General features: G+C 67.7%; 11 protein-coding genes and 1 other RNA gene. 5 read left to right on the top strand and 7 right to left on the bottom strand.

Annotation, left to right across the window (positions count from 1 at the left end):
• Positions 1 to 196: 196 nt before the first annotated feature.
• On the bottom strand, positions 197 to 1,180 hold the full coding sequence (locus NCCP691_RS04660; RefSeq protein WP_220807082.1) for an SLAC1 anion channel family protein: 984 nt from the start codon (positions 1,178 to 1,180) through the stop codon (positions 197 to 199).
• Positions 1,181 to 1,542: 362 nt separating this feature from the next.
• Positions 1,543 to 1,897: RNase P RNA component class A (gene rnpB, locus NCCP691_RS04655), an RNA gene on the bottom strand.
• A gap of 80 nt (positions 1,898 to 1,977) precedes the next feature.
• Between rnpB and NCCP691_RS04650 the strand changes: the two genes are divergently transcribed.
• The 3 genes from NCCP691_RS04650 (at position 1,978) to NCCP691_RS04640 (ending at position 4,755) form a co-directional block, all read left to right on the top strand.
• Positions 1,978 to 3,687 carry a thiamine pyrophosphate-binding protein gene (locus NCCP691_RS04650; protein WP_238482316.1) on the top strand — a complete coding sequence of 570 codons (1,710 nt, stop codon included), beginning with the start codon at positions 1,978 to 1,980 and terminating at the stop codon, positions 3,685 to 3,687.
• A 107-nt stretch (positions 3,688 to 3,794) separates the two neighbouring features.
• Positions 3,795 to 4,319 carry a hypothetical protein gene (locus NCCP691_RS04645; protein WP_220807080.1) on the top strand — a complete coding sequence of 175 codons (525 nt, stop codon included), beginning with the start codon at positions 3,795 to 3,797 and terminating at the stop codon, positions 4,317 to 4,319.
• 16 nt (positions 4,320 to 4,335) lie between these two features.
• The gene (locus NCCP691_RS04640; RefSeq protein WP_220807079.1) at positions 4,336 to 4,755 is read left to right on the top strand and encodes a secondary thiamine-phosphate synthase enzyme YjbQ; all 420 of its coding nucleotides are present in this window, start codon (positions 4,336 to 4,338) and stop codon (positions 4,753 to 4,755) included.
• Here the strand turns inward: NCCP691_RS04640 and NCCP691_RS04635 are convergent.
• Entirely contained in the window at positions 4,742 to 5,416 is a 675-nt protein-coding gene (locus tag NCCP691_RS04635; protein WP_220807078.1) for a hypothetical protein, read from the bottom strand. The genes NCCP691_RS04640 and NCCP691_RS04635 overlap by 14 nt on opposite strands.
• Positions 5,417 to 5,509: 93 nt before the next feature.
• On the bottom strand, positions 5,510 to 8,131 hold the full coding sequence (locus tag NCCP691_RS04630) for a hypothetical protein (protein WP_220807077.1): 2,622 nt from the start codon (positions 8,129 to 8,131) through the stop codon (positions 5,510 to 5,512).
• Between the two features lie 295 nt (positions 8,132 to 8,426).
• Between NCCP691_RS04630 and NCCP691_RS04625 the strand changes: the two genes are divergently transcribed.
• Both NCCP691_RS04625 and NCCP691_RS04620 read left to right on the top strand, forming a co-directional pair.
• Positions 8,427 to 9,380, top strand: coding sequence for a fatty acid desaturase family protein (locus NCCP691_RS04625; RefSeq protein ID WP_220807076.1), 954 nt, complete (start codon positions 8,427 to 8,429; stop codon positions 9,378 to 9,380).
• Positions 9,377 to 10,072: a hypothetical protein gene (locus tag NCCP691_RS04620; protein ID WP_220807075.1), complete on the top strand. Its 696-nt coding sequence runs from the start codon at positions 9,377 to 9,379 to the stop codon at positions 10,070 to 10,072. The genes NCCP691_RS04625 and NCCP691_RS04620 overlap by 4 nt, the downstream gene beginning before the upstream one ends.
• 10 nt (positions 10,073 to 10,082) lie before the next feature.
• Here NCCP691_RS04620 and NCCP691_RS04615 read toward each other — a convergent pair whose 3' ends face one another.
• The 3 genes from NCCP691_RS04615 to NCCP691_RS04605 form a co-directional block, all read right to left on the bottom strand.
• Positions 10,083 to 10,850 (bottom strand): enoyl-CoA hydratase, encoded by a 768-nt coding sequence (locus NCCP691_RS04615; protein WP_220807074.1) that lies wholly within the window; start codon positions 10,848 to 10,850, stop codon positions 10,083 to 10,085.
• A 124-nt stretch (positions 10,851 to 10,974) separates the two neighbouring features.
• On the bottom strand, positions 10,975 to 12,171 hold the full coding sequence (locus tag NCCP691_RS04610) for an acetyl-CoA C-acyltransferase (RefSeq protein ID WP_220807073.1): 1,197 nt from the start codon (positions 12,169 to 12,171) through the stop codon (positions 10,975 to 10,977).
• Between the two features lie 18 nt (positions 12,172 to 12,189).
• Entirely contained in the window at positions 12,190 to 14,577 is a 2,388-nt protein-coding gene (locus NCCP691_RS04605; protein WP_220807072.1) for a 3-hydroxyacyl-CoA dehydrogenase/enoyl-CoA hydratase family protein, read from the bottom strand.
• Positions 14,578 to 14,579: the final 2 nt, after the last annotated feature.

Below are 14,579 nucleotides of genomic sequence, written 5' to 3'. Positions count from 1 at the left end.
CGCGCTTCCCTCGAGCAATCCGTGCAGTGAAACCCGAAGAAAATGAAGCACTTAGAGAACACACTGAAGGTGAACTCTGAGGAATATACATGTGTGGGAAAATTCCCGCATGGAAAAAAGAGAAAGCGAGACAGGGCGCGGGAGTGCGGAAAAGTCCACACTCACCTAAGTCTCTTCAAAACGGGAAAAAGTGACCTCAGTCAGGCACGCATAGCTCCCCCCGGCGCAGGGCGAGCAGGGTCCGGAACGCGAGCAGCGCCACCACCAGCGTCAGCAATGCCAGCAGGGCAAGCGCCAGCCCGGCCAGAAAGCGATTGCCCGCCAGGCGCAGCATCGCGAGCGCGGCGACGGTGAGCGCCGCGAGCGGAAAGGAACAGGCCCAGCTTGAAGCGAAGAAAGGCAGCGCCAGGAAACGCCGCATGTCGGCGGCAAGCAGCAGGCCGATGAACAATGCAAAATAGAAAAGGACGCGGCCGAAGGCGTCGACCTGGCCGGTGAGCGACGTCCAGGCGACGAAGCCCACCGCCGGCGGCGCGAGCAGGATAAACAGCGTGGGGACGAGTTTCGGCGGCAGCGGTTCATGGAAGAACAGGCGGTACAGCACGATGGTCAGCAGGACCGCCCAGAACACGATGCCGACGCTGAAAAAGAACCAGGACACCTCGGGCGAGGCGAAACGCACGCCCGCCACCGGCACCACCAGGTTCCCGACGACGGGAATGAACCAGGACGGATTGACGTGCGCCACCAGGTGCCGGTCATGATGCAGCCAGCCGTGCATGGTCCGCAACGTCAGGCCGATGTGCAGCAGCGCCCCCGCCGCCCAGATCCAGCCGGCCGCGCGCGGCGCCTGCTCCATCCACACCGCCGCCAGCAGCAGGATGGAAATGGAGACGGTGGCAAGGAAGCCGGCCCGCGCCGGATGGCCCGCCTCTTCCAGCGCCGCGCGCCGGTGGTGGAGCCATTTGCCGGCGTAGGCGACCAGCAGCAGCAGGAACAGCGCGCTCGCCATGCCGCGCAGGGCGGCCACCACCAGCACCGGGGCGCCGAGCAGCTTGTGCGCCTGCTGCCAGGCGATCGCCAGTCCGGACAATCCCATCGAGGAGGCGAACAGCGCCACCGGAAAATGCTCGAGCCGGTTGACGGGACGGACGAAGGTATCGGGGATGGCGGCTGACATGTTTTCTCCCTGGCGGCGGCGTGACCGAACCATATGATAGGCCAGAAGAAAGGGGTGCGGCGCTGATACGGAAACCGTAGCGTACCCGGGGGGCTCGCTCGGCAGGAGAGCCGCGCGAAGGAAAATGCCTGCTGGTCGTGGGATGAAGATTCGGAAGCGGGAAGGCGAATCCGGTCAGGCGCCGTGGTTACTGCATCTAGCGGCCGCTATGTTCAGAGGCGCATGGGGATCCGCGATCCTCCACTATTCACTGTTTCCATCCCACGGCCGGCAGGCACTTGGCATGCCACTATACCGGCGAAGAGACGAGGTGCGTTGAGTTGTCTCAAGCGAGGCGGCCGTCATGCGCGGCCGCGCGAAAAAAAGGAAGCAGGCCGATAGGCCGGATTCTGTTACGACGGGTTGCCCCGTTATGACAGCCATTCCTCTAGGCCCTGGATTGCTCCAGGGCTCAAGCTTCCTACCCGCACGCTCCGCGAGCAACATCATCGCGTGCCTATTTGGAATTGCTCCAGGTGGAGGTTACCGCGTTTCACCCTTTGTGACGCAGGGCCGGCTTGCGCCTTCCCCGTTCCCAAAGACTCGTCTCTGTGGCCCTGTTCCTCGCCTTATACCTTGCGGCTTTCGGCGGACGGCCGTTAGCCGTCACCCTGCTCTGTGGAGTCCGGACCTTCCTCCCGCCGTCTTGCGACGGCCAGCGACTGTCTGGCCTGCTTCGGCCGGCATTGTACCCCGGGCGCCGGATGCGCCCGAGGATTTTCTGCTACGTTAGCGTTTTGTCTTCCACCGTCATCAACATGCCCGAATCCAGAACCGGCGGCCGCATCCTCGTCGACGCATTGCGCACCCATGGCGTCGATCTCGTCTTCGGCGTGCCGGGCGAAAGCTATCTCGCCGTCCTCGACGCGCTGCACGACTCGCCTATCCGCTTCATCATCAACCGTCACGAGGGCGGCGCGGCCTTCATGGCCGACAGCTACGGGAAGCTGACCGGGCGACCGGGCGTATGCTTCGTCACGCGCGGGCCCGGCGCGACCAATGCGGCGATCGGCGTGCATACCGCGCAGCAGGATTCGACGCCGATGATCCTGTTCATCGGCCAGGTCGGCAACGACTTCGTCGAGCGCGAAGCCTTCCAGGAGATCGACTACCGCCGCATGTTCGGCAGCATGGTCAAGTGGGCGGCGCAGATCGACCGCGCCGACCGCATACCCGAGTACGTGGCCCACGCATTTCAGCGCGCGACCAGCGGCCGTCCCGGGCCGGTGGTGCTGGCGCTGCCGGAAGACATGCTGGCCGACAGCGCGGCGGTCGCCGACGCCCGTCCCTATCAGCCGGTGCAGGCGGCGCCGTCGGCGGCGCAGATGACGCGGCTGCGGGAGATGCTGGCGGCGGCACGGCATCCGCTGCTGCTGCTCGGCGGGTCCGGCTGGGATGCGCAGGCCTGCGAGGATCTGCGCCGCTTTGCCGAAGCCAATGCGCTGCCGGTGGCCTGCGCCTTCCGTTTCCAGGACCTGTTCGACAATCGCCATCCGCACTATGTCGGCGACGTCGGCATCGGCATCAATCCGCAGCTGGCGCGGCGGGTGCGGGAGTCCGACCTGATTCTCGCCCTCGGCCCGCGCCTGGGCGAGATGACCACCGGCGGCTACACGCTGCTGGAGCCGCCCTGCCCGCGCCAGAAGCTCATCCACGTGCTCACCGGTGCCGAGGAGCTTGGCAGGGTCTACCAGGCGGACCTGATGATCAACAGCGGCATGCCGCAGCTGGCGGCGGCGCTGGCCGCGCTGCCCCCGGTCGATGCCGGCGCACGGCGCGCGTCCGTCGCGCAGGCGCGCGCCGAGTACGAAGCCTGGCAGCAGGAGCCGCCGGTGTTCCGGCAGACCGATGCACCGCTCAACCTGTGGCAGGTGGTGCAGACGCTGCAGTCCGCGCTGCCGGCCGACACCATCCTGACCAACGGCGCCGGCAACTTCGCCACCTGGGCGCACCGCTTCTGGCGCTACGGCGGCTTGCGCACCCAGCTCGCGCCCACCTCGGGCGCGATGGGCTACGGCGTGCCGGCCGCGGTGGCGGCGGCGATCGTCAGCGCCCATCAGGGCCGGCCGCGCATGGTGCTCAACTTCGCCGGCGACGGCGACTTCCTGATGACCGGGCAGGAGCTGGCGACCGCGGTGCAATACGGCGCGCCGGCGCTTTTCATCGTTTTCAACAACGGCGCCTACGGCACGATACGGATGCACCAGGAGCGCGAGTTTCCGGGACGGGTGTCGGGAACCGGCCTGCGCAACCCGGATTTCGCGGCGCTGGCGAAGAGCTACGGAGCACACGGCGAGAGCGTGGCGGCGACGGCGGACTTCGGCCCCGCCCTGCGGCGCGCGCTGGATTACATGCAGGACCAGGGTCTGCCCGCGCTGATCGAATTGCGCTACGACACGGAGCTGATCACGCCGGGCGCCAGCCTGAGCGCGATACGGGAAGCCGCGCTGGCGGCGCGCGGGAACTGAAGCGCAGAATTTTTTCCGCCCGCGCCGGTCAATGATGACGACACGACCGCGGCGTGGCACTGCGCTCGTCCGCACCGGTCTTCCGCTGGCTTCCACTGATCAGGCATATGGCACTTGTATCCGTCACCGAGGCGGCAAAACTTGTCCGAAAGAACCGCTCGACCCTCTACCGCGACATCGAGCGCGGCCGCCTCAGCAAGACCGTCTCGCCCGACGGCGACACCCAGATCGAAACCTCCGAACTGCTGCGCGCCTACGGCCGCCTGCACGCGGACGAGGAAGACGGCGACGCGGCGCGCGCGCGCGAGCACCTGCGCATCGCCCTGCTGGAAGAACGCAATCGTTCGCTGGAGCGTGCGCTGGCACTGGAGGCCGAGCTGCGCAAGGTGAAGGACCAGGTGACGAACGAATTGCGGGCACGGCTGGCGGACAAGGAAAACGTGATCAAGGTGCTCGAGAGCAAGGTGCTGTTCCTCGAGTACGACCGCCAGGTCGAATCCCTGGACGCGGACGGCAGCGAGCCGCGGCAGCAAGAGCCGGCCCAGGGGCCGCGGGCGGTCGGCAAGGTGAAGGCCTTTCCGCGCCCGGCCCGGCGCGCGGGCTGGTGGTCCCGGCTGTTCGGACGAACCTGAAGCGGCGCGGCGGAACGTGAAGAGCTATCGCAAGGAACTCTGGTTCAATACGCCGGCGAGGCGCGCCTTCGTCAATATCACGCCGCAGGTGGAGGCGGCGCTGGCCGACAGCGGCATCCGCGAGGGTCTCGCCCTCGTCAATGCGATGCATATCTCGGCCTCGGTCTTCATCAATGACGACGAGCCGGGCCTGCACCAGGACTATGAAACGTGGCTGGAACGGCTGGCGCCGCATGAGCCGATAGGCCAGTACCGCCACAACGACACCGGCGAGGACAATGCCGACGCCCACATCAAGCGCCAGATCATGGGACGCGAAGTGGTGGTGGCGGTCACCGAGGGCCGGCTCGACTTCGGCCCCTGGGAGCAGATCTTCTACGGGGAATTCGACGGCATGCGCAGGAAGCGCGTGCTGGTGAAGATCATCGGCGACTGAAGCCGGCGCGGCCGAACAGCGGCAGGCCGCGGCACAGCCAGAGCGACCAGGCGAGGATCAGCGGATGGATCATCTCCAGCCCTTCCTCGAATACGCCCGCGTACAAGCCCACGCTTTCGCTCAGCGCATGACCGGCCAGCGCCAGTTCCGCCGGCGCGCGGTCGAGCAGCTTGCCGAGCACGACCAGCGCGGTGCCGGCGAGCAGCCAGAGGCCGCCGCGCGTGCGCCATCCGCCGCGCGCCAGCAGAAAGCGCGCGATCACGAAGCCGACATAGAGGACCAGCGCGATGAAGGCCAGCGCCACCGCGAACGCCAGCAGCTTCTCCATCAGCGGCGCCTCGGTGTGCCGGTAGTAGTTCGACTTGAGCAGGCTGTCGGCGGTGAACTTCTTGTGCCAGTCCGCCTCGCGCGCGGCAAACAGCACGAACAGCAGGCCGAACAGGAGGGCGCCGCGCTTCTCCTCGCGGAACGCGGCGAGCATGACGACGGCGGCGACGATCCAGGACACGATCGAGAGCATCTCGAACGGCCCCTCTTCCGAAAACAGCGCCTTGACCTCCGCCACGGGCCGCAGCGCCGGGATCGCGGCCAGCAGCAGGATGTAGAGAACGATCAGCAGCGCGGCGATGCCGTCCGCGCGGGTCGGTGTGTTGGCTTTCATGGATTTCCCGATGATGCGGGCGGCGGCGGACGCCGGGCCGCGATAGAAGTGGTTCCATTATAGGCGGTGTGCGCGCACGGCGAGGAAGCCGGTCTATGCCTGCCCGCGACCGCCATCGGCGACGTCGTCGCCTGCCATGGCCGGCCGTCGCCGCGCCATCGCCTCGCGCGCGCGGTCGAGCAGCGCCGGCGCGGATTGCCGCGCGTCGCGCGACTGCTCCATGCGACGGGCGGCGAAAGGCTGCATCATGACGGCGACGGTGCCGACGCCGGCCTGGGTCAGGCCCATCTTCATGTATGCCATCTTCGCCGCCCGCTTCTGTTTCCCGCTCGCGCCGCGGTAGAGCGAGGACAGGTGGCCCGCGGTGCCCGCCAGGGGAACGGCCATGTCGTCCTCGCCGGGCGCGGGAAAGGCGAGGACCTCCGGCACCCGCTTGCGCTGCTCGAGGCGGGCCACGAGTTCATCCAGCCAGGCCTGCTGTTCGCCGTCTTCCGGCTTGGGGGCGCGCACCGTCTCGGGCTGGGCGGGCCGCAGCGCCTCGCGCACGGTGTCCATGTCGCGCTTCTGGAACGCCGCGCGTGCGCCGGCGCTGATGTACGCGCCTGGCTGGACGCCGGTGGACGCGAGCGCCCCCATCTTGAAATCCAGGTACTGCGGCCCGGCATAGGTGCCGGCGACACGCTGAAGCGTCACCGACAGGTCGCCGGCGCCGAGGCCGGTGGTCACCACCACCGGCAGGACATTGCTGCCGAAGTTGGTCACCGTGTAGCGCAGGGTTTCGCCCGCCGTCAGCCTGCGCGACTTCCTCATCGCCGCGAGCTGCGCCCGCGTGTCGCCGGTGAAGAGATCGCGCACGTGCCTGTTCCGGATGTGCGCCAGGTGCGCGGCGGCCCGATCGGCAGCGTCCCGCGCGGGGCTGCCGCCATCGTCGGCGCGCATCTCGCGCCGGGCGCATTCCAGGTGATGCAGGTCGGCCAGATCGCCCTTGAGCGCATCGCGCAGGGCATCGGCCCGCTTCCGGCCGCCACGCAGGCCGAACAGATTGCGCGGGCCCAGATCGGTCGCCGTCCTGAGCAGCCTGTCATGCGTCCTGGCCACCTCGCCCGTCAGAAGTCTGTCCATCGCTTCCAGCCGCAGTCCGAGCGGCGTCTTCCAGCTCTGCAGCAGGATGTCCGCAAGCGCGCGCTGCAGCGGGTCGGATTCCTTCGTGCGGCCGCCGTCGGTTCCGGCGGCATCGGCGGACGTCGCGGGGCGCGGAGCCGGATCCGGACCTGGCGGCGGCGATGCGGGGCGTGCGCCGGTATCGAGCCGCTCGGACGCAAAGAGCGTGAACCGCAGCAGCGCCTCCAGTTCCGCGTCGCCCGCGGTGTTTCCGTCACCGGCTGGCGCAGGCGCCGGCGCGGGTTGCGGGAAGGAGCGGCCCGTTCCCGCGGACGGGGGCGTATCGCCGGCACCCGGCTCGTCTTCGCCGCGCTCGCTCCCCTGCCCCGCATCCAGCCCGGCGAGCGTTTCGTCGAGGCGCTGCAAGGCCGCTTTCCGGGATGGCGCCTGCCGCCCGCCGTCGGCGGCGAGGTAATCCGCATAGGCGCGCGCCCAGTCGTCGAGCACCCGATCATGGGCGACATCCCCGACCACGTGCCTGACCAGGTTGACGATCGCCCGCTGCCCCTTCTCCAGGCCGTCCGCGTCGGCGCCGCCGGCGACCTGCGCGGCGAGGAATGCCAGCAGCCCGAGCGCGGCGCTCGCCGTCATCGCCCCGCCGACGCCGGCGGCATCGATCTTCATCGGTGTCAGGATGCTCAGGCCCATGCCGATCAGGTACATGAGGCTGGTGCCCCAGCTGACCGTCAGCGTACGCTCATTGCCCTGGAACTCGCCGGCGGCATTGTCGGCCGCGCGCTTGTAGCCGTCGGCCACCGACATCAGGTGGCAGACCCGGGCGAAGCAGCGCCGCAGGTCCGCGACCGCGGCAGGATCGGGCGCCTCGCCGCCATCGTCGAGGCGCCCGATCGCGCTTTCGAGCGCCCCGAGCGCGGACCGCATGCCGGGAATGCGGCGCATCGCGTCCCAGGAAGCGCGCATGAGATGCGGCGCCTGCTTCAGCCGCGGCGCGCTGTCCGCCCGGCCGTGCGTGAGCACGTCCTCCAGCGCGGATGTGCGGAATCTGTCCCGCCCCGCATAGAAAATGGCCGCGCCCAGCGCGAGCTGCACCGACATGCGCGCGATGTGCAGGCCCGCCTTGAGCGTGCCGCCATCCGCCATCAGGGCGCCGCCGCCGAGTCCGATGACGACGCTCGTCAGCAGGACCGGCAGCGCGCGGTGCATGCCGCCGGTGCCCATCGTCTCGAATCCCTGTCGGATCCGCGCGCGCTCGGACGGCGTAAAGCGCAGGGCGTCGAAAAAGGTCTCGATCTCCTGTTCGCAGACTTCGTGCCGGGTCCGTGCGTGGCCGTCGCCCGCGCCCGCCGGTTCGCTCCTGCCGACCATGCGGAGGGCATGGCTGCGCACCGGGTCATGCGGCAGGCTCTTGCGCTCGGCTTCGAGCGCAAGCAGGCGGTCGAGCGCGTCGCGGTCGGCGTTCGCCGGCCTGAAGCGTTCGATCTGCGCCTGCCAGAGCCGGCCGATCTCCGCCGCCGCTTCCGGCCACTCGCCGGCGACGCGGAGTGCGGGATCGAAGCGATGCTGTCGCAGGAGCTGCATGAAACGGGCGCGCATGCGGTTCCGGGTGCCCGCGGACTCGGCGGCTGGCGCGGCGGGCCCGGCTGCGGAGGAATTCGCGGCTGAAGCGGCCGGTGAAGCCGGCGCAGCCGGCCCCGCCGGTTGCGGGAGGGGCGGAGCCGGGGTTGCTGCACGGGGAATCAGCATGCGGAACATGGACGGGACCAGGCGAGAAGAAGCCCATGAGTACAAGACGCAACACCCGCGGTTCCATCGGCGGGATGTCATCAGACCGACACATTGCGGGACTAGGATCGCCACCCATCATTTGTTATCGCAAAGACAACGCACGATGCACGATACCCCCCCGGATCCCCGCAGCCTGCTGCTGCGCGACCGCGAGCTGCTCCGGCAGCTCTCCCGCCCCGCTCCCGCACGCCTGCTGATGCAGACCCTGCTGGAATGGGTATACATCTCGATGCTCGCCGCGCTCGCCGTCTGGCTGTCGCATCTCGCCGCCAGCCTGGCGTGCATGCTGCTGATCGCGACCCGGCAGAATGCATTGCTGGTACTGATGCACGAATACAGCCACTTCCAGTTCAGCCGGCGGCATCCCTGGCTCAACGATCTGCTGGGCGACCTGCTCACCGCTTTTCCCTTCTTCATCAGCGTGCATGGCTTCCGCCGCAATCACCTGGCGCATCACCGGGCGCCCGGCACCGACGCCGACCCCAATCTCCAGGCGGCGCTGCGCAAGCCGCAGTACCAGTATCCGAAGCCCAGGAAGCATGTGCTGCTGGAGATCGCCAGGCATGCAGCCGGCTGGTACACCCTGAACGAACTCAAGCGCTACACGCTGGACGCCGGCATGGCGACCTCGCTGCCGTTGCGGGTGCACGCCGCGCGCGCGGCATTCGCCATCGCGGTCCTCGCCGGCGTCTGGGCTTTCGATCTGTGGCGGGAAGTGCTGCTGTACTGGCTGCTGCCGATGGCAACCTTTTTCATGGCGATCCTCTACCTGCGCGACCTCGGCGAACATTTCGGCATGCCGGGTCCGGGCTTCTATGCATCGCGCACGGTGCTTGCCGGTCCCCTGGAACGCCTGCTGATCTGCCAGAACGGGGTCAACTTCCACGCGGAGCATCACCTGTTCCCGTCGGTGCCGTTCCTGCGGCTGCGCCGGCTGCACGACCTGCTGATGGAAGACAGCCACTACCGCCGCCACGCGGTGATCACGCACGGCTATCTGCACGGACTGCTCGCTGAGCTGAGCCGCGAACCTGAAGGCGGGGCGCCGGCAGAATGATCATCCACGTACGCTATCTGGGCGAGCGCGACCTGCCTGTCCTGCTCGAACTGGAACGGGCGAAGTGGGAGCCCGGCCAGGCCGCCGACGGCGAATCGCTCGCGCGGCGCATACGGGACTACCCGGAACTGTCGATCGGCGCTTTCTGCGGCACGAGCGGCCGCGCGCTCGCCTCGCTTTTCATGCGCCCGGTGAATCCCGCCGTCTTCAGCGCGCCGACCCGCTGGGCGCAGGCGGCCCTCGGCCACGAGGAATGCGGGTCGGATACGCACTCATTGTTCGGCATCAGCCTGAGCAGCAGCCATGCCGAGGCGGTTGAGGAGATCTTCCGGTTCTTTTATCCGCGCGCGCTCAAGGCCGGCTGGCGGGACATCTTTCTCGGCTCGCCCATCCCCGGGTTCCGCAGGGCGCGGCTGGCCGAGCCGGGGCTGCCGGTCTGGCGTTACGTGCACGGCAGGAAGCGCTTTCATCCCAGCCTGCCGCGCGATCCGCAGCTGGCCTACTACCACGCCAAGGGTTTCAGGGAGATCGTGTCGATACAGCAGGATTATTTCCCGCATCCGGCATCCCTGGACTATGGCGTGATCCTGCGCTGCGCGATTCCGCTGTCGCGGCCGCGCCGGCTGTGGCGCATCACCCCGATGCGGGTGCTGGAACCGCTCAGCCGGCTGGTGCTCACGCTGGCCGGCTGAGCGGGCCGGCTCAGGCGAACTTCGTGAAGTCCGGGCGGCGCTTCTCGAAGAAGGCGGTGAACGCCTCCTTCGCCTCGGGCGCGGACAGCATCTCGCCGAAGTGGCGGTTCTCTTCCTGCATGCGGGCCTGCACCGCCTGCGCCTGCGCGGTCTTGAGCAGGCTCTTGGTCACGCGCAGCGACGAGGCCGGCAGCGCCGCGAGCTTGGCGGCCTGGCCGCGGGCAAACGGCAAAAGATCGTCGACCGGCAGCACACGGCTCACCAGCCCCATTTCCAGCGCCTCGTCGGCGAGGAAGGCTTCGCCGAGCAGCAGCTTTTCCGCCGCCCGCTGATAGCCGACCATGGCCGGGAACAGCAGGCTGGATGCGAATTCCGGGCACAGGCCGAGCTGGGTGAAGGGCATCGAGAACTTGGCATTGTCGGCGGCGTACACGAGGTCGCAGTGCATGAGCAGCGTGGTGCCGATGCCGACCGCGTTGCCGGCCACCGCCGCCACTACGGGTTTGGTAGCGCCGCTGAGATGGCGCATGAATTGCGCGACCGGACGGTCGCCCACCGGCGCAGAGGAATGTTTCATGAAGTCTTCCAGGTCGTTGCCGGCGGTGAAGACTTCCGGTTTGCCGGCGATGAGGATGGCACGCACCGCGCTGTCGCCTTCCGCATCCCTGAGCGCATCCGCCATCAGCTGGTACATCGCCGAGGTGATCGCGTTCTTCTTTTCCGGGCGGTTGAATTCGATGGTCAGTACGCCGTGTTCCTTGCTGGTCTGGATATCCATGCTGTCTCCTGGTTGATTGGTGTCAGAGTCCGATTGTGCCTGATGCGACGGCGGCACGCCGCGCCCATGAAAAAAAGCCGTACAGCTTGCGGCCGTACGGCTTTTCCGGGATCGAACGGCGTCCTTACACGCGTTCGAAGATGCCGGCCGCGCCCATGCCCGTGCCGACGCACATGGTGACCATGCCGTACTTCAGGTTGCGGTTGCGCATCGCGTGGATCGCGGTGGCCGCGCGGATTGCGCCGGTGGCGCCGAGCGGATGGCCGAGCGCGATCGCGCCGCCGAACGGGTTGACCTTGGCGGGATCGAGGCCGAGGTCCTGGATCACCGCGATCGCCTGGGCGGCGAAGGCTTCGTTCAGTTCGATCCAGTCGAGCTGGTCCTGGGTAATGCCGGCGGCGCGGCAGGCGGCGGGAATCGCTTCCTTCGGACCGATGCCCATGATTTCCGGCGGCACGCCGCGCACCGCGAACGAGGAGAACTTCGCCAGCGGCGTCAGGTTGAACTGCTTGAGGATCTTTTCGCTGACCAGGATCAGCGCGCCGGCGCCGTCCGAGGTCTGCGAGCTGTTGCCGGCGGTGACGCTGCCCTTGGCGGCGAACACCGGCTTGAGCTTGCCGAGCACTTCCAGGCTGGTGTCGCGGCGCGCGCCTTCATCCTGGTTGACGGTGCGGGTGCGGACGTCGATCTGGCCGGTTTCGAGATTCGGGAATCGCTCGACGATCTCGACCGCGCAGATCTCGTCGCCGCGCGCATTGCCTTCCTGCGCGGCGATGGCCTTGCGGTGCGACTCCAGCGCGAACTGGTCCTGCGCCTCGCGCGAGACCTTCCACTGCTGGGCGACCTTTTCCGCGGTCAGGCCCATGCCGTAGGCCATGCCGATGTTTTCGTCCTTGAACACGCCCATGTTGATGGCCGGGTGATGGCCCATCATCGGCACCATGGACATGGACTCGGCGCCGGCGGCGATCATGACGTCGGCTTCACCGACGCGGATGCGGTCGGCGGCCATCGCCACCGCGGTGATGCCGGAGGCGCAGTAACGGTTGATGGTGACGCCGCCGACGGTGTTCGGCAGGCCGGCCAGCAGCACCGCGTTGCGGGCCATGTTCATGCCCTGCTCGGCTTCCGGGAAGGAGCAGCCGACGATGGCGTCCTGGATGGTGTTGGGATCCAGGTTCGGCACCTGTGCGACGGCGGCCTGGATGGCGCGCACCAGCAGGTCGTCCGGACGCACGTTCTTGAACATGCCGCGCGGCGCCTTGCCGATCGGGGTGCGGACGGCGGCGACGACGTAAGCTTCTTGCAGTTGTTTGCTCATTCTTTGCTCCTGGTCCGATCAGTTGCGGACGGGTTTGCCGGTCTGCATCATGCCCATGATGCGTTCCTGCGTCTTCGGGTTGTTCAGCAGTTCGACGAAGGCCTTGCGCTCCAGGTCGAGCAGCCACTGCTCGCTGACCAGGCTGCCCGCTTCGACGTCGCCGCCGCAGACGATCTCGGCGATCATCGCGCCCAGCTTGTAGTCGTGCGCGGAGATGAAGCCGCCGTCGCGCATGTTGACCAGCTGCGCCATGATGGTGGCCATGCCGGTGCGGCCGACGACCGGCACCAGCTTTGGCAGCTGCGGACGATAGCCGGCGTCGAACATCGCGCGCGCCTCGACCTTGGCCACGTGCAGCAGCTCGTACGGGTTGAAGACGATGACGTCGTTCTGCGACAGGTAGCCCATCTTCTGCGCTTCCAGCGCCGACTTCGACACCGCGGCGGTGGCCGCGTTGGTGAAGTAGTTCTTCAGGAACTGCAGGATGTCGTTGCCCTTGGCATCGTTGGCCGCGCGCACCGCCGCTTCCTTCAGGCCGCCGCCCGCCGGCACCAAGCCGACGCCGACTTCGACCAGGCCGATGTAGGACTCGATCGAGACCACGCGCTTGGCCGCGTGCATCATCAGCTCGGCGCCGCCGCCGAGCGCGAGGCCCGCGACCGCGGCCACCACCGGCACGTTGGCGTACTTGAGCGCCTGGTGGGCCTGCTGCAGCTTGGCCACTTCCGGCGCGATCGCCTTGGCGCCGCCGGACATGAAGACCGGCAGCATGGACTGCAGGTCGGCGCCGGCGGAGAAGGCGCCGCCTTCGGCCGCGTCCGCGCTCCAGATCACCAGGCCCTTGTAGTTCTGCTCGGCTTCGGCGACCGCCTTGTACAGGCCGTTGATCACGCCCTGGCCGATCACGTGCATCTTGGTCTTGAGCGACAGGATCAGCACGTCGTCGTTCTGATGCCAGATGCGGACCGACTCATCCTCGAACACCGTGGTGCCGGCCTTGCCGCCGTCGATCGTGCCCTCGCCCAGCAGCGGCGCGCGGAAGGCCTGGCGCTGGTAGACCGGCAGATCGGAACGCGGCACATAGGTCTTCTTCTCGGGCGACCAGGAGCCCTCCGGCTTGTGCACGCCGTCGCGGCCGTCGAACACCCATGCCGGCAGCGGCACGTTGCACAGGGCCTTGCCCGCATCGATGTCTTCCTGCACCCAGGTGGCGATCTGCTGCCAGCCGGCGGCCTGCCAGTTTTCGAACGGGCCGGTCTTCCAGCCGAAGCCCCAGCGCAGCGCGAAGTCGATGTCGCGCGCGTTGTCGGCGATCGAGGCCAGGTGCACCGCCATGTAGTGGAAGCCGTCGCGGAAGATCGCCCACAGGAACTGGCCCTGCGGATTCGTCGATTCGCGCAGCGCCTTCATCTTCTTGGCCGGATCCTTTTCCTTCAGGATGCGGTTGATGATTTCATCGGCCTTGCCGCCCGCCGGCACGTAGTCGTTCCTGGCGGCGTCGAAGCGCAGGATGTCCTTGCCCACTTTCTTGTAGAAACCGGCGCCGGTCTTCTGGCCGAGCGCGCCGGCGGCGACCAGCTTGGCCAGCACGTCCGGCGTCTTGTAGACCGGGAAGAACGGGTCGTTGGCCAGGTTGTCCTGCATGGTCTTGATGACGTGGCCCATGGTGTCGAGGCCGACGACGTCCGCGGTGCGGAAGGTGCCGCTCGAGGCGCGGCCCAGCTTCTTGCCGGTCAGGTCGTCCACCACGTCGTAGGTCAGGCCGAACTTCTCGGCTTCATAGATGGTGGCCAGCATGCCGAAGATGCCGACGCGGTTGGCGATGAAGTTCGGCGTGTCGTTGGCGCGCACCACGCCCTTGCCCAGGGTGGTGGTGAGGAAGCCTTCGAGCTGGTCGAGGATCTCGGGACGGGTGGCCGTGGTCGGGATCAGCTCCACCAGGTGCATGTAGCGCGGCGGGTTGAAGAAGTGCACGCCGCAGAAGCGCGCCTTCAGATTGGCGTCGAAGCCTTCGGACAGCGCGGTGATCGACAGGCCGGAGGTGTTGGAGGCGAAGATGGTGTTTTCGCCGATGTAGGGCGCGACCTTCTTGTACAGGTCGTGCTTCCAGTCCATGCGCTCGGCGATGGCTTCGATGATCAGGTCGCAGCCCTTGAGCAGCTCGAGGTGGTCCTCGTAGTTGGCGACCTGGATCAGGACGGCGTCATCCTTGTTGCCGAGCGGCGCCGGGTTGAGCTTCTTGAGGTTTTCGATGGCGCGCAGCACGATGCCGTTCTTCGGGCCTTCCTTGGCCGGCAGGTCGAACAGCACCACGGGCACCCTGGCATTCACGCAGTGAGCGGCAATCTGCGCGCCCATCACGCCGGCGCCGAGCACGGCGACTTTCTTGACGATGAAATTGGACATGG

Source organism: Noviherbaspirillum aridicola (genome assembly GCF_019656455.1).
Classification (GTDB): Bacteria; Pseudomonadota; Gammaproteobacteria; order Burkholderiales; family Burkholderiaceae_D; genus Noviherbaspirillum; species Noviherbaspirillum aridicola.
This window is presented reverse-complemented; position numbering and strand designations above follow the sequence as displayed.